This is a genomic window from Endozoicomonas euniceicola, from assembly GCF_025562755.1.
GTDB lineage: Bacteria > Pseudomonadota > Gammaproteobacteria > Pseudomonadales > Endozoicomonadaceae > Endozoicomonas_A > Endozoicomonas_A euniceicola.
Genome location: NZ_CP103300.1, coordinates 5,784,661 through 5,811,134 on the forward strand (window position 1 = coordinate 5,784,661; position 26,474 = coordinate 5,811,134).

Genomic DNA, 26,474 nt, shown 5'->3' on the forward strand with positions numbered 1-26,474 from the left:
TTGCGTTTTAGAGCGGGAGAGTATAGACGATCCTTGTGGTTGTGGTTACCTTTACTTCATCCGCCTTTCTAGCCCTGTCATCGCCATAATCCGGGTGGCGATCTCTTCCACCGAATAATCCGTACTGTTAACGGAAGGGATGTTTTCCTGTCGGTATATCTCTTCAACGCTGGAGACCTCGTGCTGGCACTGCTGCCTGGATGCGTAGCGGCTGTTGGGCTTGCGTTCATGGCGAATACCTGCCAGCCGTCCGGGGTGAATCGTCAGGCCGAACAGTTTGTTGTGATAAGGCTCCAGTGGCCCGGGCAGCCGGGTGGTGATCTCAAGGTCTTCTTCCGTGATTGGATAGTTGGCAGCGAAAATACCAAATTGCAGGCCAAGATAAATGCAAGTTGGCGTTTTGCCGGAGCGTGATACTCCCAGCAAAATAATATCGGCTTTGTCATAGTGACGAATTCGGCAACCATCATCATTATCCAGGGCAAACTGCACCGCCTCGATGCGACGGTGGTAGCTGCTGTTGCTGTGGGTGGAGCGCTTTTGTCCGGCACGGTAGAGAGGGTGCTGGCCAAACTCCTGTTCCAGGCCAGGCAGGAAAGCCTGAAACAGGTCAATCACATAAGCGCCACTGGCATGCATCATGCGGCTGACTTCTTCATTCAGCACAGTCATAAACAGTACGGGTTGGGTTCCATCGATGCTCTGGGACCGGTTAATGGTTTCCAGAGCCTGTGCGGCTTTTTTTACAGAGTCCACATAAGGCAGGGTGACATGCCTGAATTCTGGGCCGGTGAACTGTGCCAGAAGGCTCTGCCCAAAGGATTCAGCGGTTATGCCAGTGCCATCTGAAATAAAAAATACGTTGCGATGCACAAAAATACTCTTTTTAATCGTTTCAGGGTGTTTCAATTAGTAACAAAATCGCACATATTATACCGGAATCGGGATGGCGGGTGTAGATTTTGCTGTCGCAAAAGCTTCAGGCCAGATCGGGTATAAACGGTAATCGCGTGTTTTCAGGGGAAACGCGCCAGAGGAAAACGATTGTGGATAGCTTCAATAGTGGCTTCGAGAACAGTGCCTTCAGTAGTGTGAGCCGTTTTGTCGTCAGCCTGGACAAGCTGGGTGCCAATGATGTCGAACAGGTGGGCGGCAAGAATGCATCCCTGGGTGAAATGATCAGCAACCTCAGTGGCGCAGGGGTGCGGGTACCGGGAGGTTTTGCCACAACAGCAGAAGCCTACTGCGATTTTCTTGAAAGTAACGGATTGTACGACCGTATCCATGAAGTGCTGGACGATCTGGACATTAATAATGTCCGTGCCCTGGCTACAGCCGGTGCTCAGATTCGACACTGGATTATGTCTGAGCCTTTTCGGCCCGAGCTGGAACAGGCTATTACCCAATCGTATCAGTTGTTGTGTGGCGAACAGACCAATCTTCCGGTAGCAGTGCGCTCATCAGCAACCGCAGAAGATTTGCCAGATGCCTCTTTTGCGGGTCAGCAGGAAACCTTCCTGAATATTCGTGGTGCCGACAATGTGTTGCGTGCCGTTCGGGAGGTGTTTGCCTCCCTGTTTAATGACCGTGCCATTGCTTACCGGGTGCATCAGGGGTTTGATCATCGCAATGTGGCTTTATCCGCAGGCATTCAGCGTATGGTTCGCAGTGAGACGGGCGCCTCCGGCGTTATGTTTACCCTGGATACGGAATCCGGTTTTGACGGGTCGGTTTTTGTAACGGCGTCTTACGGGCTGGGAGAAACGGTCGTTCAGGGGGCGGTGAATCCGGATGAGTTTTATGTCTATAAGGAAGCCCTGAGAAACAACCGCCCCGGGATTCTTCGTCGTAACCTTGGCAGTAAGGCGATCAAGATGGTGTATGGTGATAACGGTTCAACCGGGACTTCGGTGTGTACCATCGATGTCGATCTGGATGATCGTGCTCTCTTTTCCATTACTGACGACGATGTTCTGGAGCTGGCACGACAGGCAGTGACGATTGAACAGCATTATGGCTGCCCGATGGATATTGAGTGGGCAAAGGATGGTGATGATGGTTTGCTGTATATCGTTCAGGCGCGTCCGGAAACCGTACAGAGTCGCATTGGTAACCAGCTGGAAAGCTATCGTCTGCTTGACCAGGCTGAAGCGCTGGTGGAGGGTCGTAGTATCGGGCAGCGTATTGGACAGGGGCAGGCTCGCGTGATTGCTGATCTTGAGGATATGGATCAGTTGCAGGAAGGTGATGTGTTGGTAACGGATATGACCGATCCGGACTGGGAACCGGTGATGAAACGCGCTTCAGCCATTGTCACCAACCGTGGTGGACGTACCTGTCATGCCGCCATTATTGCCAGGGAGCTGGGTATTCCGGCCGTTGTTGGGTGTGGAGACGCGACCAGAGTGGTTCAGGAGGGCAGGGATGTTACGGTGTCCTGTGCAGAGGGAGATACCGGATTTATTTATCCGGGGTTGCTCAATTTTGAGCACAATGTTCGTGATCTGAAAACAATGCCTGAGCTTCCTTTCAAACTAATGATGAATGTGGGAAATCCGGATCGGGCCTTTAGTTTCTCCCGTTTGCCAAACAGTGGCGTAGGGTTGGCGCGGCTGGAATTTATTATTAACAAAATGATTGGGGTTCACCCCAAGGCTTTGCTGAATTTCAATACCTTGCCAGACAATGTGAAACGAATTGTCTCTGAGCGCATGTCCGGCTACAACGATCCTGTGTCTTTTTATATCGACAAGCTGGTGGAAGGTGTTGCCACCATTGCGGCAGCCTTTGCGCCGGAAAAAGTGATTGTGCGCCTGTCTGATTTTAAATCCAATGAGTACGCCAATCTTATTGGTGGCTCACTGTATGAGCCGGATGAAGAAAATCCGATGCTGGGCTTTCGTGGTGCTTCCCGCTATATCTCTGAATCCTTCAGGGATTGTTTTGAACTAGAGTGCATTGCCATGAAACGGGTTCGGGAAGAGTTGGGGCTTGATAACGTAGAACTAATGGTTCCCTTTGTTCGCACACCGGATGAAGCAAGGCAGGTGGTAGAACTGATGGAAGGCTATGGGTTGAAGCGGGGTGATAACGGGCTGCGTGTCATTATGATGTGCGAGCTGCCATCCAATGCCCTGATGGCTGATGAGTTCCTCCAGTACTTTGATGGCTTCTCCATTGGTTCCAACGATATGACTCAGCTGACACTGGGCCTTGACCGGGACTCAGGAGTAATTGCTCATCTGTTTGATGAGCGAAATGGTGCCGTTAAGCAATTGTTGTCCATGGCGATCAAAGCCTGTCGGGATCAGGGGAAATACATCGGTATCTGTGGTCAGGGACCCAGTGACCATCCGGACCTGGCCCGCTGGTTGATGGAGCAGGGCATTGAAACGGTTTCGCTGAACCCTGACTCGGTAGTTGAAACCTGGCTGTATCTGGCAGAGCCGTCGGACGGTCAGGGTGGCTCCCAGGAACCTGTCGGACTTAAGCGTCCGTAGCGAGGATTGCAACCGCACGACGGCATGGATGCCGGATATAGCCTGCATTATTGAGAGTCATGCAAGCCAGACTCAACTGCTTCGACTTCACTAATACATAATCCGTGTCGTACGAATCCAGAGGGCTGGACGCTTTCAAGACCCTGCCTATAATTAAATGTTGTCTATACAGCTTTGAGTGAAAGGATTAACTCTATGCTCTTTTGTGCCTTACACAGGAGTATCAGTTATGCCGCGTTTCATCTGTGGTGTTTGCGCGAAAGTTCTCGCAACTGCGAGCTCTCTCAGAGTACATCAACTAACCCACACTGGAGAGAAGCCTTTTAAGTGCGAAATATGTAACAGGTGTTTTTCTCAATCCGGTAACCTTACCCAGCATATGCGTACCCATACCGCTGAAAACCTTTTTCAATGTCCTGTATGCAGCAAGGCTTGTACCAGCGAAAGAAGCCTGACTTGGCACGGACTAACCCATACCGGTGAAAAACCTTTTCAATGTGATGTATGCAACAAAGCTTTTACAACTCAATCAAACCTGGTTAGGCACGAACGAATCCATACCGGTGAATGCTCTTATGAGTGTCTGCCATGCGGTGTTTCTTTTAATCAATCAAACACTCTGACAAGGCATAATAACAGCGTTCATAATGAAAACGCACGCTTTCATTGTCAAACATGCGGTTGTCGTTTTAGTCGACAGTTCTATCTCTCCAGACACTGTAGGGCTTGGCAGCACCCATCCGAAACAACAACCCAGTCTGCCACTGTGCAGACACACACGGAACCAGAGGGAATGGTAAACGTAACAACCCAAATCAAGGAATCTTCAAACTATGCGAGAATCATAAGCACCGTCACATCCCCGAGAGGAAGTGCCTATATACAAGTCACTGAATACGGCTCTGCAGCCACTGCCACTGCCACTATAAGAACGGCAACGGCAACCCAGGGATCAGGACTAGTGACTGCGAATACTGATAATCAAAACTTTCCGGGTTCTGGTCCTGGAAGAATTTTTCTAGATGAATCAGACCCTGGACTATTGAGGGTTTACGCAAATTACGACTCTTAACTAATCGGACAAGAATGTTAACTTTACGGTCGTCCAGTAAATTATTGATTCCCTGGTCTGCCCGCCACAGTAATACACCTTTTTTCAGGCTGCTATCTTCCCGGAAGCGCAGTCTTAAGTCCGACAGGCTCCTGGCCCATAACGATATCTATCTTACAGGGGCAGGCTAACGGGAACCTCCGGCGGAGATATTTCAAGGCCCTGTAAGCCGGGCTCACCAGCAAGTGGAATCGACTCATTTTCTATGGGTTCGGTGGTGTTGCCGCCGGTGCTGGCTGGTTGTACAAACCCGGCAGCCGGCAGTACCGCCTGCCAGTGGTTGTTGATGTGGAGGAGGGCTATCGTGTCAGACCTGTTGATGGCTGAATTTCTCTCTTCAGGCGGTACGGGCGTGATAGCGTCTCTGGTATACATTGCACTCGTAAGAACAGGGCGATCCTCCGAGAAGTCTACCGCTAAAACCAGTATGTTAAGGTTCAGAACAGGCGCAATAAGTCGGTGCAGCATTTCGTCGGTTCCCCAGGCCTGTGGACCGGGGGCATCGACGTGGAAGGTGGCCGCGATTTGATTTAGCATCTGGTCATCCTGATTCTCGTCTGCCATCAATTTTGCACGGCTGCCGAGTGCATAGAATAACTCAGAGCCTTCAGTTGGGTTATTCACCAAATCGTCGCGATCGGGGAAAAGGTTGAGCCAGCGCTCAAGGGCTTCGAACATGCACCAGTGGTTGGAGGGGACGTCGACAGCATTAAACCCTATTATTCCACTTGAACTCAGAAGTTCGTTCAGTTGGCTCTGTTCAAGATAATGGTGTAACCCAGCGGGAGATGAAAGTTCTGATCCGCCAGAAGCGGGTGCCTCTGGCGCAGGTGTCTCGCTGTGTTGAGCCTTCTGTTTCCGGTTGCGTTTGATTTCTCTGGCTTTTTCTGCGCTCTCGCTGAATTTGCCCAAAACATCGTAGAGCTCCTGCTGGCAGGCAGCTCCTCCTGTTTTCAATTTTTCCAGTTCGGCTTCAATGTCCAGTGTCGTGTCGGGGTTCTCTTTCTGTGTTGTCTGCCTTTTCCTTTTCTTTTTTCCTTTTCCCTTTCCCTTTATGGGCTGACTCGTTACCTTTTCCTGAAGATGACTGAGCTGGTCCAAAACCTTTTGTTCTTCTTTTCTTTGGGATGGTCTCTGGTCAGGCTTCTTATTGTTGATAGCTTGTCGCCTGAGTTCCGAGGCTTTATTCAGGGTTGTAACTCCGTCCTTTATGCTTCTGGCCAGTTCCTCCTGGTTCTCCGCTTCTATAATCAGCAGGCTCAGGAGTTCTTCTACCTCGCTGTCCTCTTCTTCACCTTTGAGCTTTTGTAGCTCGTCAATGGCTTCCACATGCCATCGGTAGGCTTGTCTGATAGATTCAATCAGTTTGTCGTCAATGGCATCTATTATTGAGCAAGCCAGTTTGAAAAAGCCATCCTTGTCCAGCTCCGGGAAGTTCCCTGACTGAGCGGCTCTCTCTGCATCCTCATAATAATCGTACGCTTTGGTAAGCTGGTTTGAGAGTCTGCTGGCGAAATTCCCCTGAAAGAAATAGCAGTCAGCAATAGAGGACATAATACGCGCTCTCTGCAGCGGGTCTGATGTTATCAGGAGTTCGTTCTGGAAATGCTCAAGAGCCTCGTCATAGCGTTCTTCAGTAAATGCCTGCTCTCCCTGTTCGTAAAGAGGCAGCCTGTTGCCCGGTTCGATAGTATTTTTTTCAGAGGGTAAGTCACTGGCCGTTGCCGTGGACAATGTCGGGCTATGAGGTTCAGTTTTTTTTCCATGTTGTTTCGCACTCTGGTGTCTTTTTTTTCTCAGCCTTTGGGCTTCTTTCTTCGCTTCCTGCCTTTTCTGGCGGATTTTGTCTGACATCCGTTTTTCTTTTTCAGCCCATAAGTCGGCTTTCTGGTTGATTTTCTGAGACTTTTTGGTCTGGGCGTGTTCCCTTTGTTGCTGCCGTCTTTTAATAACAGCTTCTAGCAAAGAAGTGTCCAGCTTCAGCACTTCGGCGCTTTTTAAAAAAGAAGAAAAGAGTGTTGATGCCAGATCCACTTCCACTTCCACTTCCACTTGATTGAGAGTATCCACCAGAATGCGCAGAGTCATGTCAAAGATGTCTTGAATTTCAGATAAGCTTCTACGCCCGGCATTTGCTAACTGCTTCTTAGTCAACTGCATAAGCAACAGTACTGTTTCAATATCACCCATCTCAGAGGCTACAAGTGATAGCAGGACCTTTATTTGCCAGGAGGCACTAACTTCTAGATTACTGTCCAGGTCTATGATGTTGTTCTTAGCAATAAACGCAATAATCTTGCGCAGGTCTTGCCAGGCATACGCGACAGCCTTATTAAAATCTGGCTCTTTTTCGTTGTATTTGTCGACAACTTTCAGGATCAGCCCCAGAACATAAAGGCGTATGTCCTTTAATGTCAATATAAATTTATATTCGTCTTGTTCAAAAATATTTAACTTCGATTGGGTGGGTTTGAGCCCATCACAGAGTTCTGCCAGAAGTTGGACTGGCAAAACATCGCTGCCTTTCAGTCCGCCTCTGGTGACGAACGCTTCGCTATCTAAGGTATGAAGAAAACAGATGAGGAGAATACGCGAATTCATCAGAATCTTGTCAACAGAGTTGATCAGTTTTCTATCAGTTATTTTGGCACTGGCTATATAATTTGAACGCAACTGGATTAGTTGCCGTGTGTTATTGACAAGGAGTCTAATGTCTTCGGGATTCTTCATTGCATCATCTACTTGCTCATTTTCCACGTTAGACATTTTAGGTTGGAGGTTTTTCAAAGTAGTGACAACGTCAACTATCATGTCTTTGGTGTTTGTGAACCTGGTTTTTACTTCTGGGGCTTTTTGATTCTCACTTCTCTTTTGCGTCGCAGTCCGGACGTCAGAGTACATTGCAAAGGGGGCGAATGCCACGGAAATTGTCTCTGGTGCTGCCTTCGTTTCATTGGGGTGGTTCGACTCTGTATTTGTAGCAGCGCCACTGCGTTGAATAAATATAATTTCAGTTTCGGCATGATTTTCTGTATGGGTTGCAGAGCCGGACCGGCTACTCTGGTCTGGGCAGAAGTAAACGACCATGGCAATATCAGCATCAGTCCTTTCCTTCTCTGGATCAGCTTCTGGCTGTTCTGACCCGGAGTTTTTAACAGGGGGAATAAATCGCTTTTCTGGCTCTGGGTCTGTGGGAGTAGGCGCTGGAGAATAGTAACTCGCGACAGGGTTAAAAATTAAAGACTGGGGAAGAGTAAATTTGAACGGTTCTTCGAACAGGCCAATTCTTACCATCAATCGGTAAGAACCGTTCTCAAGCACTCTTCCTTCCATGCGTTGACCATCAATAATCCCTAGTTCTTCTATGCCTTTACCAGTATTACTGAAAGTTAGAACTAAAATATCATCTGTCGGGGTGAAGCTACCTTCAGCTGATTCGGAGGTGAGCCTTGTAATAGATGGGTTGATATAAAGAGTGCCGGGTAATGGTGCCTGGCGCCGGTCACAGGGCTGTTGACCGTATGGTACTGAATTTGTCGTAGCGATGTCTGAAAGCAGTGTTCCAACAGTACCCTCTGTCTCGTTAGATAAACACGGAGAAAAATGTAATGCTTCAGCCTGTTCAATAGCATTTGGGTCTGCTGCGACAGAAGCTCGCCCCCCGGAGGTCAGTAAAAGATAGTCGGTAAGGTAGTTGGTTCCACTTATATGCACCTGGGCTACTGGTCTATTAAGGCGAACTTCCTCTGCAATAATAAAGTTTTCTCCCTCACTCAGCGAGAAAGCTCTATGACTGACCCCTGCCCGCTTCACAGAAATAGCGTTTATTGGCTGACCGCTTGTTAATAATATAAATGAATGATGAGAAAAGCCTCCTTTTACCTCATAAGCAGCCAGCATCAAACTGATTGATAATAAAATGTAACAGCATCTGACGAATCGATTTTTATTGTCCATAGATTTTGGTTTCTATGCTGGTTGGGAAACCGGTGAGCATTACGCTATCTACTTACGGTTCACCATAATGAAGAAATAATTTGTATGGCAAAAATAGCAGTAAATTCAATGGCTGTGACTTAAAGTAAATGATCCACGTCCTTAGAACATGGTTTTGTTTTAAGCCCCTAAAAAGCAGGGCATTGAAGCGGTTTCGCTGAATCCTGACTTGGTGGTTGAAACCTGGCTGTACCAGGCTGAGCAGTCTTAATTCATTGACTCTGACTGGCGGTAATCTCTGGAGTCAATATTTCCAGGCTATGTAATCCTGGTACTTCAATGAGAGGTGCCTGTTCATTTGCTGTCGTATCGGTGGCGTTGCTGCCCGTGCTGGCTGGTTGTACAAACCCGGCAGCCGGTAGTACCGCCTGCCAGTGGTTGTTGATGTGGAGGAGGGCTATCGTGTCAGACCTGTTGATGGCTGAATTCCTCTCTTCAGGCGGTACGGGCGTGATAGCGTCCCTGGTATACATTACACTCGTGAGAACAGGGTGACCCTCCGAGAAGTCTACCGCTAAAACCAGTATGTTCAGGTTCAGAACAGGCGCAATAAGTCGGTGCAGCATTTCGTCGGTTCCCCAGGCCTGTGGACCGGGGGCATCGACGTGGAAGGTGGCCGCGATTTGATTTAGCATCTGGTCATCCTGATTCTCGTCTGCCATCAATTTTGCACGGTTGCCGAGTGCATAGAATAACTCAGAGCCTTCAGTTGGGTTATTCACCAAACTGTCGCGATCGGGGAAAAGGTTGAGCCAGCGCTCAAGGGCTTCGAACATGCACCAGTGGTTGGAGGGGACATCGACAGCATTAAACCCTATTATTCCACTTGAACTCAGAAGTTCGTTCAGTTGGCTTTGTTCAAGATAATGGTGTAACCCAGCGGGAGATGAAAGTTCTGATCCGCCAGAAGCGGGTGCCTCTGGCGCAGGTGTCTCGCTGTGTTGAGCCTTCTGCTTCCGGTTGCGTTTGATTTCTCTGGCTTTTTCTGCGTTCCCGCTGAATTTGCCCAAAACATCGTAGAGCTCCTGCTGGCAGGCAGCTTCTCCTGTTTTCAATTTTTCCAGTTCGGCTTCAATGGTCAGGGCCTGGACTTCAGTGTCGGGATTCTCTTTCTGTGTTGTCTGCCTTTTCTTTTTTCCTTTTCTTTTTCCGTTTCCCCTTACGGGCTGACTCGTTACCTTTTCCTGAAGATAACTGAGCTGTTGCAAAACCTTTTTTTCTTCTTTTCTCTGGGATGGTCTCTGGTCAGGCTTCTTATTGTTGATGGCCTGTCGCCTGAGTTCCGAGGCTTTATTCAGGGTTATAACTCCGTCCTTTATGCTTCTGGCCAGTTCCTCCTGGTTCTCCGCTTCTATAATCAGCAGGCTCAGGAGTTCTTCTACCTCGCTGTCCTCTTCTTCACCTTTGAGCTTTTGCAGCTCGTCAATGGCTTCCACGTGCCATCGGTAGGCTTGTCTGATAGATTCAATCAGCTTGTCGTCAATGGCATCTATTATTGAGCGAGCCAGTTTGAAAAAACCATCCTTGTCCAGCTCCGGGTAGTTCCCTGACTGAACGGCCCTCACTGCATCCTCATAATAATCGTATGATTTAGTGAGCTGGTTCCGGAGCCTGCTGGCTAAACTTCCCCAAAAGAAATAGCAGTCAGCAATAGAAGATTGAATACGCGCTCTATGCAGCGGGTTTGATGTCATGGCGAGCCCGTTCAGGTAATGCTGCAGAGCGTCATCATAGTGTTCTTTATTGAATGCCTGTTCTCCCTGTTCGTAAAAAGACAGCCAGCTGTCTGGTTCGATAGTACTTTTTTCGGGGGGTAAGTCACTGGCCGTTGCAGTGGATAATGCCGGGCCCTGGGATTCAGTTTCTTTACTATGCTGTTTAGCTCTCTGGTATCTTTTTTCTCTCAGCCTTTTGGCTTTTTCCTGTTTTTCCTGCATTTTCTGGCGAATGCTGTCTGACTTTTGGATTTCCTTTTCAGCCCAGGCGTCGGCTCTCTGGCTTATTTTCTGAGACTTTGCGGCCTGTGTGCGCTCTCTGTTTTGCTGATGCTTTTTAATAGCGGCTTCCAGCTGGGAAGTATCCAGATTCAGTAGCCTGGCACTGTTAAGAAAAGGGGTGAAATTTGCCGACGACAGATCCCTTTGCCGAAGAGTATTCACCAGAGTGTTCAGGGTTATATTGAATATACGTTGAATTTCAAAGAAGTTTTCATGCCCTGAACTTGTTAACTGTTTACTGGTCAGCTGCATAAGTAGCAGCATAGTATCAATATCTCCCATTTCAGATGCAATAAACGATAGTTCATGCTTTGCTGTCCAGGCACAATGTGTATCCATGCACAGGTCGATGATCTCGTTCTGTACAAGAAACGAAATAACCCTGCGCAGGTCTTGCCAGGCATTCGCAACCGCCCGAGTAAATTCCGGTTTTTTGTCTCTGTAGGTGATGGACAGATCGTCGATCAGTTTTAGAATACGAGAGCAAGCGATGTATAGCATGGCTTGAATTTGATCTTCGTCATGCTTAAGAGTTTTCAGCCTTGGCTGGGCGGGTTGAAGCCCGTCGCAGAGTTCCGCCAGAAGTTGGGCTGGCAAAACATCACTGCCTTCTAGCCCGCCACTGGTAACGAGTGCTTTGCTCTTTAAATGACGAAGAAACGAGATGGTGATAACGCGAGAGTACAAAAGAACTTCGTCAACAGTGTTGATTAGTCGTTTATCAGCCGGTTTGCCACCGGGTATATAATTCGAACGCAGCTGAAGTAAATACCGGGTGTAATTGACCATATCTCCAATATCTTCGGGATTCACCAGGGAATGTTCCTTAACGTCATCAGAAAAATCAGCCAGTGCGAGCTGGCAATATTTCAGGCGAGCGATAGTATCTCGCATATTAGTTCTGGAGGTCTCGCGGCTGGTTTTGTTCTTAGGTGTTGCGTTTTGATGCTCACTTCTTGTTTTCATAGCAGCCTCAACGGCAGCGCACATTGCAAATGGGGTGAATTCGACTGCAACCGTTCCCGTTTCTGCCTTCTTTTCATTGGGGCGACTCGGCTCTGTATGATCCGCAGGGCCGCTGCGTTGAATAAATAGAATACCGGTGTCGGCGTAAGTTTCCGGATGGGGTGTGGAGCCCGTACGACTGATCGCCTGAGGGTAGAAATAAGCGGCCATTGCGATATCAGCATCGGTTCTTTCATTATGCGAACTTGCTTCTGGCTGCCCCGATCTGGAGACTTTAACAGAGGGAATAAGTCGATACGGGGGCTTTGTGACGGTCGGAGTAGGTGGTGGAACATAATAACTTGCGACTGGGTTAATGATTAAACTCTGAGGAAGATAAAGTGTGAACGCCTTGTCCATCCGGCCAATACTTACCTTCAATCGGTAAGAACCGTCCATATGCATTTTTCCTTTTAAGTAATCAGTATCAATAGCACTTAGTAATCTGCTTTTATCAGTATTACTGAAAATTAGAACCAGAATATCATCTGTCGGGGTGAAACTACCTTCAGCTGGTTCGGAGATGAGCCTTGTAATAGATGGGTTGATATAAAGAGCGCCGGATAATGGTCTTTTGAGCTGGTCACAGGGCTGTTGACCGTATGATGCTGAATTTGTCGTAGTGATGTCTGAAAGCAGTGTTTCAACAGAACCCACTGTCCACTGGGATAAACACGGAGAAAAATGTAATGCTTCAGCCTGTTCAATGGAGCTTGGGTCTGCTGCGACAGAAGCCCGCCCTCCAGGGGTCAGAAAAAGATAATCGGTAAGGTAGTTGGTTCCACGTATATGCACCTGGGCTGCCAGTCCATTAAGGAGAACTTCTTCTGCAATAATAAAGTTTTCTCCCTCACCCAGCGAGAAAGTTCTGTGAGTGACCCCTGCCTGCTTCACAGAAATAGCGTTTATTGACGGACTGCTTTTTATTAATATAAATGAATGATTAGACAAGCCTCCTTTTACCTCATAAGCCGTCAGCATCAAGCCGATTGATAATAAAAAATGACAGCATCTGACGAACCAATTTTTATTTTTCATCGTTTCTGGATTTTGTATTGTTTGGCAAACCGGTGATCATTGCGCTATTCACCCACGATTCACCATAATTAAGAAATAGTTTGTATGGCAAAAATAGCAGTAAATTCAATGGCTGTGTCTTAATCAAAATCTGTCAGTACCCGATTCATGACCGACAGGTATAACGATCTGACCGGAACAAGGTATCCCAATTTGTGTTTGAGTCGTATGGGGCTTTCCTGACGGGTCGATGAAGAAGAAAATTTCAAAGAGCATGGCCCTGTCATTAACTTGCATGCATCTCAGGCCTGTATTTTCTGGAAGTAGAGATTTTATATAAGAAACGCTGATCTGAAACGAGGTTTGATGCTGATTAATAAATTTATATAGAGGCTCCAGGCTGGGAAATATCACTTTCCTGTAAGTGTTTGCCTGTAAAAAATAGTCTTTTGGATTCATTCCGGAACAGGTGCCGTGCTTGTGCCATTCGTGTTTAAAGAGCGAGGCACTCTTTGGATATAAGTCCTTTATTGAAGGGTGGTTCATAATCGAATGAACCTGTTGGTCATTAATTTCACAGTCTTTGCCGCTCAAACACCCCGGGGAGTTGTAACAATATGAAGGGTGATAGTTAAGCACATTCCGGCGGTGGGTGTTGGCTGCTTCCTTATGTGGAAGGTTAAAGTAAGGCCATACGCCATGAACATAAAACTGGTTTACGCAATGATCTGCGCTGTCTTTCAGGCAATAGGTGGGCTGCCAGGTGACTGCATAAACATTGAAGTCAAACTGCCCGCTGGGCGCATGTTTTTCTTCATTTTCCCATGAGTCTGAAGCATTGACGGAAAAGCTAAACAAGAGCGAGAGTATCAAGATATGGCTGTTCATGGGCACCTATTTTGTAATTTTTTACAGGGCAGGACAGAGTGCCTGAACCTGTTGGAAATTTATAAACCCATTCAAGATAGTACATACGGCCCAGACCACTACCAGTGTACCGGGACTTCCTTTACCAGAACTTAAAAAAACGCCTATAAATCCCACTGTTAGTGCCGCTAAATCTAGGTAACTTCCTACCATCAGGTCAGACATCAATGAAAGGCATCATTTTTACCGAATTCATGGAAATGGTTGAAGAAAAGTTCTCGGTTGATGTTGTAGAAGAGATTCTTTCTGCTGCCAATCTTGAGTCCAATGGCGAATACACTTCTCTGGGCACTTATTCTCATGAAGAAGTCCTGAACCTCGTCACACTTCTGAGTGAAAAGAGCGGACTGGAAGCGGGTGACCTGGCAGTGGTATTTGGCGAATACCTGTTCGGTCGTTTTGCCACGATTCATGCTGATTTCTTCCATGGGGTCAGCAATGGATTCGACTTTATGGAGAAAGTTGAAGGTTACATTCATATCGAGGTGCAGAAACTGTACCCCGACGCCACCCCACCAAAGCTGACATGTACTCGTGCGTCAGATGACAAATTGGAGCTTCACTACCGCTCTCACCGCCCCTTTGCCTCAGTGGCTGAAGGTTTGATTAATGGCTGTGCTGCTCATTTCAATGAGAACCTGACCATCGACCGGCAGGACCTTCCCGGTGTCGGCCCCGGTACTGAAGCTCGTTTCATTATGGAGAGAACGTCCTGATTCTCTCCACAGGAGTAATCAAAAGTCATGGATGCTGAAGCCTGGAAAAAACGTTATCAACGGGAAAAGTCTGCCCGCAAGGCGGCTGAGCATATAGCCGAAGAGAAAACCCGGGAGATTTTCTTCAGGAACCAGGAATTGACGAAACTGGCTGCCAGTCTTGAAGAAGCGGTAAAAGAGCGAACCAGGGAGCTGGAGCAGCAAAACCTCAGCCTGGAAGAACATCGGGACAAACTGAAAAATCAGCGACGCATGCTGCAATCGACCAATCAGGCTCTGGAAGAGAAAGCCATAGAGCTGGAAAAAATCAGCCGTTACAAGTCAGAATTTCTTGCCAATGTTTCCCATGAACTGCGCACCCCGTTGAACAGTACCATCATTCTTGCCAGGTTGATGTTGGACAATTCAGAAGGCAGTCTCAATACAGACGAACTTCACTCACTGTCGATTATTTACAAAAATGCCAATGAGTTACTGGAAATTATTGAGGACATACTGGATATGTCGAAAGTCCAGGCGGGCGAATTGAGTATCCACATGGAAGACGTCTCAATCCATGATTTATGCCAGACACTTGAAGAACAGTTCAGGCCTTTAGCGGATGAAAAGTCGCTGGCTTTTACCATTGATGTGGACAGTGATCTGGGCGAATGGATTAATGCAGACCGAAAGCGGTTAAAGCAGATACTCAAAAACCTGTTGTCGAATGCCTGTAAGTTTACGCCAGGGCAGGGGCGTGTGGCATTACGGGTTTTCAGGGATGTCTGGAATCCGGATACGGACTACACCTCGGAATGCCTGAGTTTTGAGGTCTCTGATTCAGGGATTGGGGTTCCTCAAGAAAAACAGCAGACTATTTTTCAGATGTTTAAACAGGCCGATGGCAGCACGAGCAGGAACTATGGCGGCACCGGGCTTGGGCTGGCTATTTGCAGAAAGCTGTCAGACCTGATGGATGCGAGCCTGACGCTGGTCAGTGAAAAAGGGCAGGGGGCAACCTTCACGCTCTCACTTCCCCCCGGTTCTCTGTTGCCAAACACTGAAGAACACAGTCCTTCCAGCAAGGATAATGATTTCTTTCTTGAGTCCGCCGGGTCCGATGACAATGAGGTTGTTGATTTTAACCAGCAAACGGTACTGCTGGTTGATGATGACCTGCGGAACAGTTTTGCTCTGTCCCAGCTGCTTCAGAAGCAAGGTTTAAAGGTGTTACTGTCTGAAAATGGCCAGCAGGCACTGGAATTGTTAGAAACAGAACGGCAGGTAGACCTTGTGGTACTGGATTTAATGATGCCGACAATGGACGGTTTTACCATGCTGGAACAGTTAAGAAGTAAGGTAGATTATCGTATGCTTCCGGTGATTATGCTGACCGCCAGTTCTTCAGCAGAAGATGAAAAACGCTGTCGCCTGGCGGGGGCTGATGACTATCTTTCTAAACCGGTAGAAGTCTCTGAGCTTCTTACCTGTCTTCATCGCTGGCTTTAGCGGCTCTTTAGCCAACAGCCAACAGCCAACAGCCAACAGCCAACAGCCAACAGCCAACAGCCAACAGCCAACAGCCAACAGCCAACAGCCAACAGCGCTATTCATTATCTACCTAACAGCTCACGGAACAAGGCTTTATCGATGTTGCCTCCGGTGGCTATAGCCACCACGGTCTGTCCCCTGAAGTGTGACGGGTATTGCAGTAGGGCTCCGAGCGCTATGGCACCACTCGGTTCCAGTACCAGTTTCAATTCCTCAAAAGCCATCTGCACTGCTTCAACGACAAACGGCTCTGATACCTGTATGCCTTTAACACTGGTCTGGCGCACCACTTCAAAATTCGCTTTTCCGGGACTTCGGGATAGCAGGGCGTCACAATGACTCAGGTTTTTACCCGGAGCCCTGCTGATGTGGTTAACCAGTAATGACTGGTTCATGCCGGCATAACCTTCCGGCTCTATGCCAAAGACCTGAGTGCTGGTATGAAAGGGGCCAAACAGCAGGCTACAGCCTGCCACCAGGCTGCCGCCACCAACAGGGCAGAGCAGACTCTGGCATTGAATTTGTCGCTGCTGTAGCTGCTGCATTAATTCGACGCCAACAGCACTTTGCCCCTTGATGATTTCCGGGTCATCGAAAGGGTGCAGCAGTATTGAACCATTTTGAGTGGCAATGTCTTCAGAAAGCTTCTGGGCGGCTTCTTCTCTGGAAGGCTCCATCTGCTGACAGAGTACGACATTGGCTCCGAGCTTTCTGGCGCTGTTGATTTTATTTTGCGGAGCATCCGCAGGCATGACCAGCGTGACTTTTATATTGAGCATCTGGCCTGCGGCGGCAAGGCCTCTGGCAAAGTTCCCGGATGAGTAGGCGGTGACGCCCTGCTGTTTCTGTTCCGGCGTTAACAGCAACAGGCGATAAACGGCTCCTCTGAACTTGAAGGCGCCCGTTTTTTGCAGTGACTCTGCTTTAACCAGTACTTCGCCATGAATCAGTTTTGATAGCGACTCTGCAATCAGTAGAGGGGTGATCCGGGTGTAGGCCTGTTGCTGTTGGTACACCTCCCTGAGTGTCACCGGGTCGGGCAGGGCGGTTGGTGTAGAGGACATGAGACAACCTTTTTAATCAGATCAGTCAAAGATAGACCCTGATGGCAGATAAAGGTTGCAATCGCAATCTGCAGAAAGTAGACAAAACTTCCTTTGTCACCTTAAATTATGCCCCGACCGATGGTTGAATATTGACCCAGCATCCAATTTAAGGCAGTTGTTAATGCTCAAAGTTCAGGCGATTACGAACATTATGCTTGCTACGCTTGCGCAGTTATTGTTCTTTTTCTTTGCGGTTTCGAGTTCACAATCTTTTGCTGCCAGCGGTGGCGCTATTTGTAAACCTGTCGGCAACTTATCTACAGATTTTCCGAAGGAAGCGTTTTTAACCGATGGTTATATGGCCTGCTTCAAGCCTCGTGACCATAGCGGGAAGACAGCTTTTAAATCCGCCTGGATGCTTTTTTTCGATGTCCTGTCTGGCGGTTTTTCAAAAACCCGGAAGATCGCTGCTGTTTCCCTCAGACCCGGAGGTGAGTCGTTCAGCAACCGGCATTTACTCACAGAAGCGCCCTCGCCATCCGTTTCAAAGTTACTTCTGAAGCGTAAACTGATTCCTGATGAGGTTTACTCAGGAAGAGAAAGCAATATTGTTGCAAGCTTTGAGCGAGCCTTTGTCGACTGGCAACACCTTGCTGAAAAGACTTCTTATCCTGCTGTCGCGGTATCAATCCTGGATGCATCTGTGCGGGTTGTGATTAACCGGGATGAAACGCCTTCGGAAACCAGGCTGATCTCTTATTACGATCAATTGATTAACAGTCTCATACAGAGCTATTTGTCCTTGACGCGCACTGAAGCGTTACATGGCATTGCAGGCCTTGTCACAGATAGCATTGCAGCGAATGCCGCAGGTAGTCTGTCAGCTTCCGCAAGTGGTGGTGACGATGGCGATGGCGATGGCGATGGCGACGGCGATGGCGATCCAGAGCCTCTGGTTATTGAACTGAATGGCGATCTGTATCCCCAACAGGACTCTACAAACGATCTGCTCAGCGAGAGCCGAAAAAATAAGCAAAGGCTTTTAAGGATAATCAAGAAAAAAATACTTTTGGCCAGGGCTGCCGGGCACTCGGATATGGCCAACATTCTTGATAACCGAATCATGCTTATTGAAGCCGACCTGGCTTACTTAAATGAGCAATCGACCCGACAAACAAATAGCGATGTCCTCCCTCCGGATTTTTTGTCACTTCTGCAAGCCTGGCTGGCTGATAATTCCAAAGAAGTGGAGCATTATGACGACGACCTTCTGAAAGTGGCTCTGGAGCAGCAGGCCATAACAGACAATGCCGATTATCAGGACATTGTTATATTTTCCAGCAAGCTGCCACCAGAAGAGAGGCCGTTTTATTTGCAGTGGCTTGATTCCGCCCCCGGACTGCTTTACAACGAGTTGAAAAACCGGCTGGAACAGCTGTTGCGGGGTGGAAAAGACCACCATGGTTCTTCAAAAGAGCAGGTCGGGTTACTGGCTTCTGACCTTCAAGCACTGGTTCAGCAGTACCAGAATGATTTTAAAGCTGATCTCTTGTCCCGGCACTATGGCAGGCAGGCAGCAAATAGCATGGAAAACCAGTCACCGGGCGAATCGCCATCTGGGGCAGTGGGAGGAACGCAAGCTGGCGCTGCTGATAACCATGCTCAAAGTCGCAACATACCAAAATCGGGTTCAAGCGAAAGAAATGGAGAAGACAAACCTCCGTTTAACAATAGAGGGATGCATACCGAAGGCCACAACTGTCCTAAATGCAATAACGGACCTTGTAAAGAGTTGCTTTCAAAATTATCTCAAGGATTAAAAAATCTTGATCCTGATGAATTAAAGCAACACTGTCTTGCACTTATGATAAAGAATTTAAGTTTGCAAGAGGATTTGGGAGAGGTGAGCACTCAGTATGAGGCACTTCGCTCTGAACCCAAGAGGAAAGCTAATTTTCAAAAGATTTATAAGCCTGGTCAAGGGCAAAAACATACCGTGGAAACGGGAACTCAAACTGATGATGGCTATGTTCGGGTCGTAGGCAATGACCGGATCTCACAGGCACCGGTTCCACAACAAGAGGATCCAGCTAAACATACCGTGGGAACTCAAACTGGTCATGTCGATGTTAGGATCGTAAGCAATGACCGGATCTCACAAGCACCAGATCCACAACAAGAGAATTCAGCTCAGGATAGAAAAACCAATCCGATTATGGCAGAAGAAGGGGCAGCTGCTGAGGCCGCGTCGGACGACTCTATGGCCCTTCATTACTCGGATAGTGTATGGGTTGCATACAAAAAATTGTTTTTCGCGATTGCTGAACAACTTCCTCAAGCAGATCGGCAAAAATTACTTACGTGGGCTAAAGATATGGACATACAAGAAGTTACCCGGGATGAGCCTCATCTCATATTAGAGAAGCTACACGAAAAAAAAATTATCACTCCGATAAATCTGGATCCGCTTAAAAAATTTTTTGAGGAAAATCAACAATATGGTTTAGTACATGTTATTGATGGATTTTTGGAAGGTGATTATAGCTATATCAACATATTATTAAAAAGTCGTACTCCTTCAGCAGCTTCAGCAGCTTCAGCAGCTTCAGCAGCTTCAGCAGCTTCAGCAGCTTCAGCAAGACAAAACAGTTATGGTAGGGCAAGCGGTCATCATTCCAACGACTCACGAGGATCTGGGATTACGCCCAATGGACACAGGAAATCAGCCTATCAGAATTGGAAACAAAAACTTCATGAAGAAATAATTTCTCGTCAAGTTGGTCGATTGAACAACACTAGTGTGGATAATCGCAGAAGTCTGCAATCCAAGCTATTAACTCCGCTGCCAAATCAGGGGGGGCAATCTGGTACCTCTGCAAACTCCGGTAGCCAGAGCCTCCGATCTGTTCTAGAAAGTGGCGAAAGTGACAGCTCTTCTACTCGTCTGGATATACTCCGCTCCGAACAAGTTAGGCGCAAAACTGAAGGTCAATGGCTATGCAGTCATTACAAACGACATTGCTACGTTAATTTTGGGTGTTGTGAGCCATTCTGGCCATGTCATCGTTGTCATAACCATCAGTCAACTTGTGGGCAGAAAAAACTAAAGTCGCGCGATACAGTGCAAGTAAAATGCATATATTGTAATAAAGTACAAGATTTTGGTGAGTATTGTGCAGACTGTGGTACAAAATTTTCCACCTACTATTGTGGAAAATGCAAACACCTTACCGGTACCGACGATACTCCTTACCATTGTGAAAAATGCGGTATCTGCCGTATACACGGTGATCGTTCGTTTCATTGCGACACTTGTGGCGTCTGCCTGGACGTACAGTTACGTGGCAATCATAAGTGTCGGGAGGGGTCTGCCCATGATGAGTGTTGCATTTGCCTGGAGGATGCCTTTACCGGGTGTCAGATTTTACCCTGTTCCCACAAGGTGCATAAAGAGTGTGCTTCGCAGATGATCCGCAGTGGCATAACCCGTTGTCCCATTTGCCGGGAGAGCTTTGCGCACAAGCTGGAACGTAGGCCAATTAACAGAAAAAATAAGGAAGGAAGTAACAAGTAGATGCGGTCGATGCAATGAATGACTATTGAGCAATAAGGCTGCCTGAAAGTTCAGGCAGCCTTATTGCTGTTCAGGGTATCGAATACGGTGTTTGAAGGAACAGGTTGGTCTCAGATAGCGTTAGCCTGATCCACAGCGTTACCGATATAGGTGGCCGGTGTCATGGCTTTCAACTCTTCCTTGGCCGCAGCTGGCAGTTCCAGCCCTTCGATAAAGGTGGCCAGAGTCGCTTTAGTAATACCGTCCTGACCACGGGTGAGAGCCTTCAGTTTCTCGTAAGGTTGTTCAATGCCGTAGCGGCGCATAACCGTCTGAATGGGCTCTGCCAGTACTTCCCAGGTATTGTCCAGATCAGCGTTCAGTGTCTCGGCATTCACCTGCAGCTTGCCGATGCCCTTCAGGCTGGAAGCGTAGGCGATCAGGCTGTAGCCCAGACCGGCACCCAGGTTACGCAGCACAGTAGAGTCTGTCAGGTCGCGCTGCCAGCGGGATACAGGCAGTTTGGCGGCCAGATGCTGCATCACTGCATTGGCGATGCCCAGGTTGCCTTCGGAGTTTTCGAAATCAATCGGGTTGACCTTGTGCGGCATGGTGGAGGAGCCCACTTCACCGGCAATCGTCTTCTGCTTGAAATAACCCAGAGAGATATAGCCCCAGACATCACGATCGAAGTCGATCAGGATGGTGTTAAAACGGCAGATCGCGTCGTACAGTTCGGCGATGTAATCGTGGGGTTCAATCTGGGTAGTGTATGGGTTGAAAGTCAGCCCCAGGCCAGTGACAAACTGTTCGGCGTGCTCCTGCCAGTTCACCTCAGGGTAGGCAGAAAGGTGGGCATTGTAGTTGCCAACAGCGCCATTGACTTTACCCAGTGGCGAGATCGCTTTGATCTGTTGGATTTGACGACGCAGACGATAGGCGACGTTCGCCATCTCTTTGCCCAGTGTCGTCGGAGACGCAGTCTGTCCGTGGGTACGGGACAGCATTGGCTGGCTGGCATGATCCCGGGCCAGTTTTTCAATGCTGGCTACCAGCTCTTCCATAACCGGCAGAACCGCTTCTTCCATACCGGTTTTCAGCATAAGACCGTGGGACAGGTTGTTGATGTCCTCAGACGTGCAGGCGAAGTGAACAAATTCGCTGATAGCTGCCAGTTCGGCGTTGTCCTGTACCTTTTCCTTGATCAGGTACTCAACCGCTTTTACATCGTGGTTGGTGGTACGTTCGATGTCTTTGACACGCTCGGCGTCAGCCAGGGAAAAACCGTCGATCAGCTGATTCAGCACAACATTTGCCTGTTCAGACAGAGCCGGAACTTCGGTGATTTGAGGGTGAGCAGCCAGAGCCTGTAACCACTTTACTTCAACAGTAACGCGAAAGCGGATCAGGCCGTACTCGCTGAAAATGGTTCTGAGACTTTCGGTTTTAGACCCATAACGACCGTCGATAGGGGATACGGCAGTCAGTGCAGTCAGCTCCATGTTTAAACGCCTTATGATCGCAGAAAAGGGCGCATCATACCGGAAAAACATCGGTCTTTCAGTTGTGATGCATGAAAAAACGTATGAAAAAAAAGTAAAACAGTCGATGGTCAGAGTTGGGGTCAGCTGAGTTGTTTCAGGCCGTCCAGCAGTTTCCTGCGGTTAAACAGCAGCTGCCAGCGGCTGCCGCCGGTCTGTCGCCACAGGATGGCGGAACGGATGCCCGCCAGAAGTAGCGCCCTGATTTTTTCGGCATTGCTTTTGATTTGCAGGTGACGCAGATCACCAGAGACCTGTACACGGGTTCTGAACGTGCTGATGGTATCCAGATAGATACCCGCCAGGCTGGCAATCACATTTTCATGCAGCAGGCCAAAATGAGAGACCTGATCCCCGGCCCGGGAGAGACGCTGGCTGATTTCCTGCATCATATTGCCGTTACGACTGAGTTTGCGTTCAAGGTGGATCAGGGTAAGGGCATAACGAACAGTATCGCCCTGAATAGCATCGCTTTGGCGCTCCAACACGTTTTTAAGGGTCTGTCGTCCCAGCGTCAGCGATGCATAGCCCTGATAGATGTCTTCTACTGAATCTGGTTTAGTCACGAATACGCTGTGAATAGAGGGCGTCATGTCCTCATCGGTCAGCTGACCTGTTCGTGCCAGGCGCTCTACTAACGCGGCTGCCTGAAAAATGCCGGCCAGTGCTGCGGCCTGTTCCTTTGCTGTGTATTGCACCAGTAATTCTCTGTTCCGTTCAGCGGGTCTGCAAGGTGGATGATTTCAATTCGAAAGGTTGCAGACCCAATACCTTACGCGGCTTTGGCGTCTGCTACTGTCTTGTGACGTCCGTCAATAATGCCACCACCCAGGCAGGTATCATCGTTGTAGAATACCACGGACTGACCCGGTGTGACTGCTCTTTGTGCTTCATCAAACACGACCAGATAGCGGCCATCGCCCATTTTAGACAGTGTGCAGGCCTGGTCCTGCTGGCGGTAACGTACCTTGGCAGTCAGTCTGGTCGGCATTTCGGGTGCCTGTCCGGAAATCCAGAAAATATCACTGGCGGTCAGTGCTTCAGAAAACAGCAGAGGATTGTCATTACCCTGACCGACGATCAGCACATTGTTGTCGAGGTCTTTTTCAACCACGTACCAGGGGGATTCGGACGCCCCTTTCAGGCCACCAATGCCGAGCCCCTGACGCTGACCAATGGTGTGATACATCAGGCCAGAGTGTTGACCAATGGTGTCGCCTGCTTCGGTGATAATATCGCCGGGTTGCGCAGGCAGGTACTGCTTCAGGAAGTCCCGGAAGCGGCGTTCGCCAATAAAGCAGATGCCGGTACTGTCTTTTTTGTTGTGGGTGATCAGGTCGTGTTCTTCAGCGAGACGACGTACTTCCGGCTTTTCCAGTTCACCCACCGGGAACAGGGTGCGAGCCAGCTGTTCAGAACCGACCTGGTGCAGGAAATAACTCTGGTCTTTGTTGTTGTCCAGACCTTTTTTCAAAACCGCCTGACCATCGACGATGCCACCACGGGCGTAATGCCCCATGGCGATAAAATCGGCATCCAGATGTTGGGCGTAATCCAGAAACGCCTTGAACTTGATTTCCTTGTTGCACAGGATGTCCGGGTTGGGGGTGCGGCCATCGCGGTATTCGTTCAGGAAGTGTTCAAACACGTTATCCCAGTACTCTGCCGCAAAGTTAGCCTTGTGCAGTTTGATGCCCAGCTTGTCGCACACTGCCTGTGCGTCAGCCAGGTCGTCCATGGCGGTACAGTATTCCGTACCGTCATCTTCTTCCCAGTTTTTCATAAACAGACCTTCTACCTGGTAGCCCCGCTGTTTGAGCAGAAGCGCTGAGACAGAAGAATCTACACCGCCGGACATGCCGACAATGACTCTGGTATCGGAAGGTTGTTTCATAGGACCTTGTAGCTTGTTAGCTATGAGCATTGGAGGTGGGTTAATCACCCCACCTCCATGGTAAAAAAATAACTGGCGGCTATTCTACCTTCGGTTGGGTATGACTTCTATATCCAGCCGGATACTGCAAGAGGTACGATGGTACTTACAAAAATCAGTAAAAATACAGTGTCGTCGCATTTATTCCCTGCCCGTGTTGGTATATCTTAGTAGCGACTTTCTAGGGGGAATGGTTTTTTACTGGTTGCCCTGTGACCCTAAGTAATAATAACGCCAAATGATTATCTGCTCTATTCTCGGTCAGGTTCCCTGACTGGCAGCCTGAGAATATGACTTTAGTACCGTTTGGAGTCAGGAACAAACTATGACAACAGCCAAGATTATTTATACCGAAACCGACGAAGCTCCAGCCCTTGCCACTTATTCTCTCCTCCCTATCGTTCAGGCCTTTGCCTCAGTTGCTGATGTCACCGTTGAAACACGCGACATTTCTCTGGCCGGACGAATTATTGCCAACTTTCCTGATCATCTGAGCGATGACCAGAAGATTGGCGATGCCCTGGCGGAGCTGGGAGATCTGGCAAAAACGCCGGAAGCCAATATTATCAAACTGCCTAATATCAGTGCCTCGATTCCTCAGCTGAACGCTGCCATCAAGGAGTTGCAGGCTCATGGTTACGATGTGCCGGACTATCCCGAAGAGCCTCAGAACCCTGCCCAAGAAGCAATAAAAGCCCGTTATGCCAAAGTGCTGGGCAGTGCCGTTAACCCGGTTTTGCGTGAAGGCAACTCGGATCGTCGTGTGGCTGGCCCTGTTAAGGAGTATGCCAGAAACAATCCTCATTCCATGGGTGAGTGGAGTTCTGAATCTAAGTCCCATGTCGCGCATATGACGGAGGGTGATTTCTACGGCAGTGAACAGTCTGTGATTATGGCTGATGCTGGCAATGTGTCTATTCAGCTAACGGATGAAAAAGGCGAGGTAAGTGTCTTAAAAGACAAGCTTTCTTTACAGTCTGGTGAAGTAATTGATTCCGCTGTGATGAGCTGTTCTGCGCTTTCAGCTTTTTATGAAACCCAGATTGAAGAAGCTCGTCAGCAGGGTGTCCTGCTGTCACTGCACCTGAAAGCCACCATGATGAAAGTGTCTGACCCCATCATGTTTGGTCTGGCGGTTGAGGCGTACTATAAAGACGTGTTCACCAAACATGCCGCACTGTTTGAAGATCTTGGCGTTGACGCCAGTAATGGCATTGGTGATGTGTACGCTAAGATAGATGGCTTGCCCGCTGAACAGAAAGCTGAAGTCGAAGCGGATCTGGTGAAGGTTTATAACAGTCGCCCTTCGCTGGCGATGGTGGATTCAGATCGCGGTATTACCAATTTGCATGTCCCCAGCGATATTATTATCGATGCCTCCATGCCGGCGGCGATTCGCTCCTCTGGTAAAATGTGGGGGCCGGATGGCAAGCTTCATGACACCAGGGCGATGATTCCTGATCGTTGTTACGCAGGTGTTTACCAGGAAGTCATTCAGTTCTGTAAGGATAACGGTGCCTTTGATGTCACCACCATGGGTAATGTCTCCAATGTCGGCCTGATGGCCCAGAAAGCGGAAGAATACGGTTCCCACGATAAGACCTTTAAGATTCCGGTGGCTGGTGTTGTTCGTGTTATTGACGCTGCCGGCAAGGTACTAATGCAGCATAAAGTAGAGAAGGGCGACATCTGGAGAATGTGCCAGACCCGGGATGAGCCAATTCGTGACTGGGTAAAGCTGGGTGTTAATCGCGCCAGGGCAACCGGCTCTACCGCTATTTTCTGGCTGGATCAGCAGCGTGCCCACGATGCCAGCCTGATTGACAAAGTGAACACCTATCTTAAAGACCATGATACGGATGGTCTGGATATTCGTATCCAGCCCCCTGTTGAAGCCGTTAAAACCAGTCTTGAGCGGGTTAAGGCAGGTAAGGATACGATCTCTGTTACCGGTAATGTTCTGCGTGACTACCTGACTGACCTATTCCCAATTCTGGAGCTGGGAACCAGCGCCAAGATGCTCTCTATTGTGCCTTTGCTGGCAGGTGGCGGACTCTATGAGACCGGTGCTGGTGGTTCTGCGCCCAAGCATGTTCAGCAGTTTGTAAAAGAAAATCATCTGCGCTGGGACTCTCTGGGTGAATTTCTGGCACTGGCCGTTTCCCTGGAAGACCTTGCCATTAAAACCGGTAATGTCAAAACTAAAGTGCTGGCCTCAACCCTCAATAAGGCTAATGGTCAGTTTCTGGAAGCCAATAAGTCACCATCAAGAAAAGTCAACGAGCTGGATAATCGTGGCAGTCACTTCTATCTGGCAATGTACTGGGCTGAAGCCCTGGCCGGACAGGAAGAAGACGCTGAGTTGAAACAGCGTTTTGAAGCACTGGCTTCCGAGCTGAAAAATAATGAAGCAGCCATTATTGAAGAACTGAACTCGGCTCAGGGTGTTGCTATGGATATGGGGGGCTACTATCACCCAAACCCGGAACGGCTGGCAAAAGCCATGCGTCCGTCAGCCCTGTTTAACAATGCATTGAATGCTCTGTAAGACGAAGAGTTGAGCAAGTCTTATTATTAACCCTTGTGAGGCCGATAATTTTTA

Annotated in this window: 14 protein-coding genes; 6 read left to right on the forward strand and 8 right to left on the reverse strand. The window is 48.5% G+C overall.

The annotated features are described in order from the left end of the window. Nucleotides 1-51: 51 nt before the first annotated feature. The gene (gene ppsR / locus NX720_RS23600) at nucleotides 52-873 is read right to left on the reverse strand and encodes a posphoenolpyruvate synthetase regulatory kinase/phosphorylase PpsR (protein WP_262597959.1); all 822 of its coding nucleotides are present in this window, start codon (nucleotides 871-873) and stop codon (nucleotides 52-54) included. 218 nt (nucleotides 874-1,091) lie between these two features. Here ppsR and ppsA point away from each other — a divergent pair, with 218 nt between their 5' ends. Continuing rightward, nucleotides 1,092-3,500, forward strand: a complete 2,409-nt coding sequence (ppsA, locus tag NX720_RS23605) for a phosphoenolpyruvate synthase (protein WP_262601649.1) — start codon at nucleotides 1,092-1,094, stop codon at nucleotides 3,498-3,500. Between the two features lie 229 nt (nucleotides 3,501-3,729). After that, nucleotides 3,730-4,572 carry a C2H2-type zinc finger protein gene (locus NX720_RS27350; protein WP_404831111.1) on the forward strand — a complete coding sequence of 281 codons (843 nt, stop codon included), beginning with the start codon at nucleotides 3,730-3,732 and terminating at the stop codon, nucleotides 4,570-4,572. 153 nt (nucleotides 4,573-4,725) lie between these two features. Here the strand turns inward: NX720_RS27350 and NX720_RS23610 are convergent, their stop codons facing one another. The 3 genes from NX720_RS23610 to NX720_RS23620 all read right to left on the reverse strand — a co-directional run bounded on the left by NX720_RS23610 (nucleotide 4,726) and on the right by NX720_RS23620 (nucleotide 13,514). Then, a complete protein-coding gene (locus tag NX720_RS23610) occupies nucleotides 4,726-8,568 on the reverse strand; it encodes a hypothetical protein (RefSeq protein ID WP_262597961.1) in 3,843 nt (1,280 codons plus the stop codon). A 251-nt stretch (nucleotides 8,569-8,819) separates the two neighbouring features. Then, the gene (locus NX720_RS23615) at nucleotides 8,820-12,647 is read right to left on the reverse strand and encodes a hypothetical protein (protein WP_262597962.1); all 3,828 of its coding nucleotides are present in this window, start codon (nucleotides 12,645-12,647) and stop codon (nucleotides 8,820-8,822) included. Between the two features lie 123 nt (nucleotides 12,648-12,770). Beyond that, the gene (locus tag NX720_RS23620) at nucleotides 12,771-13,514 is read right to left on the reverse strand and encodes a ribonuclease T2 family protein (protein WP_262597965.1); all 744 of its coding nucleotides are present in this window, start codon (nucleotides 13,512-13,514) and stop codon (nucleotides 12,771-12,773) included. Between the two features lie 206 nt (nucleotides 13,515-13,720). Here NX720_RS23620 and NX720_RS23625 point away from each other — a divergent pair, with 206 nt between their 5' ends. Beyond that, entirely contained in the window at nucleotides 13,721-14,269 is a 549-nt protein-coding gene (locus NX720_RS23625) for a heme NO-binding domain-containing protein (protein ID WP_262597967.1), read from the forward strand. A 27-nt stretch (nucleotides 14,270-14,296) separates the two neighbouring features. Then, nucleotides 14,297-15,757, forward strand: a complete 1,461-nt coding sequence (locus NX720_RS23630; protein WP_262597968.1) for an ATP-binding protein — start codon at nucleotides 14,297-14,299, stop codon at nucleotides 15,755-15,757. A gap of 104 nt (nucleotides 15,758-15,861) precedes the next feature. Here the strand turns inward: NX720_RS23630 and NX720_RS23635 are convergent, their stop codons facing one another. Beyond that, nucleotides 15,862-16,863, reverse strand: coding sequence for a threonine ammonia-lyase (locus NX720_RS23635; protein ID WP_262597969.1), 1,002 nt, complete (start codon nucleotides 16,861-16,863; stop codon nucleotides 15,862-15,864). A 163-nt stretch (nucleotides 16,864-17,026) separates the two neighbouring features. Between NX720_RS23635 and NX720_RS23640 the strand changes: the two genes are divergently transcribed. Next, nucleotides 17,027-20,419: a CHY zinc finger protein gene (locus tag NX720_RS23640; RefSeq protein ID WP_262597970.1), complete on the forward strand. Its 3,393-nt coding sequence runs from the start codon at nucleotides 17,027-17,029 to the stop codon at nucleotides 20,417-20,419. Nucleotides 20,420-20,529: 110 nt separating this feature from the next. Here NX720_RS23640 and purB read toward each other — a convergent pair whose 3' ends face one another. The 3 genes from purB to mnmA form a co-directional block, all read right to left on the reverse strand. Continuing rightward, the gene (gene purB / locus NX720_RS23645; RefSeq protein ID WP_262601650.1) at nucleotides 20,530-21,900 is read right to left on the reverse strand and encodes an adenylosuccinate lyase; all 1,371 of its coding nucleotides are present in this window, start codon (nucleotides 21,898-21,900) and stop codon (nucleotides 20,530-20,532) included. Between the two features lie 122 nt (nucleotides 21,901-22,022). Continuing rightward, nucleotides 22,023-22,637, reverse strand: a complete 615-nt coding sequence (gene hflD, locus NX720_RS23650) for a high frequency lysogenization protein HflD (RefSeq protein WP_262597971.1) — start codon at nucleotides 22,635-22,637, stop codon at nucleotides 22,023-22,025. Nucleotides 22,638-22,711: 74 nt separating this feature from the next. Then, complete coding sequence (mnmA, locus tag NX720_RS23655) at nucleotides 22,712-23,833, reverse strand: tRNA 2-thiouridine(34) synthase MnmA (protein ID WP_262597972.1); 1,122 nt, start codon at nucleotides 23,831-23,833, stop codon at nucleotides 22,712-22,714. A 364-nt stretch (nucleotides 23,834-24,197) separates the two neighbouring features. Here mnmA and NX720_RS23660 point away from each other — a divergent pair, with 364 nt between their 5' ends. Next, complete coding sequence (locus tag NX720_RS23660; RefSeq protein WP_262597974.1) at nucleotides 24,198-26,420, forward strand: NADP-dependent isocitrate dehydrogenase; 2,223 nt, start codon at nucleotides 24,198-24,200, stop codon at nucleotides 26,418-26,420. The last annotated feature ends 54 nt before the right edge of the window (nucleotides 26,421-26,474 follow it).

What these genes read in the sequence shown, in the direction of transcription:
- NX720_RS23660 (WP_262597974.1), top strand. Translation starts at nt 24,198, where the DNA reads ATGACAACAGCCAAGATTATTTATACCGAAACCGACGAAGCTCCAGCC.
- NX720_RS23635 (WP_262597969.1), bottom strand. Translation starts at nt 16,863, where the DNA reads ATGTCCTCTACACCAACCGCCCTGCCCGACCCGGTGACACTCAGGGAG.
- mnmA (WP_262597972.1), bottom strand. Translation starts at nt 23,833, where the DNA reads ATGAAACAACCTTCCGATACCAGAGTCATTGTCGGCATGTCCGGCGGT.
- purB (WP_262601650.1), bottom strand. Translation starts at nt 21,900, where the DNA reads ATGGAGCTGACTGCACTGACTGCCGTATCCCCTATCGACGGTCGTTAT.
- NX720_RS23640 (WP_262597970.1), top strand. Translation starts at nt 17,027, where the DNA reads ATGCTCAAAGTTCAGGCGATTACGAACATTATGCTTGCTACGCTTGCG.
- NX720_RS23610 (WP_262597961.1), bottom strand. Translation starts at nt 8,568, where the DNA reads ATGGACAATAAAAATCGATTCGTCAGATGCTGTTACATTTTATTATCA.
- NX720_RS23620 (WP_262597965.1), bottom strand. Translation starts at nt 13,514, where the DNA reads ATGAACAGCCATATCTTGATACTCTCGCTCTTGTTTAGCTTTTCCGTC.
- NX720_RS23630 (WP_262597968.1), top strand. Translation starts at nt 14,297, where the DNA reads ATGGATGCTGAAGCCTGGAAAAAACGTTATCAACGGGAAAAGTCTGCC.
- NX720_RS27350 (WP_404831111.1), top strand. Translation starts at nt 3,730, where the DNA reads ATGCCGCGTTTCATCTGTGGTGTTTGCGCGAAAGTTCTCGCAACTGCG.
- NX720_RS23625 (WP_262597967.1), top strand. Translation starts at nt 13,721, where the DNA reads ATGAAAGGCATCATTTTTACCGAATTCATGGAAATGGTTGAAGAAAAG.
- NX720_RS23615 (WP_262597962.1), bottom strand. Translation starts at nt 12,647, where the DNA reads ATGAAAAATAAAAATTGGTTCGTCAGATGCTGTCATTTTTTATTATCA.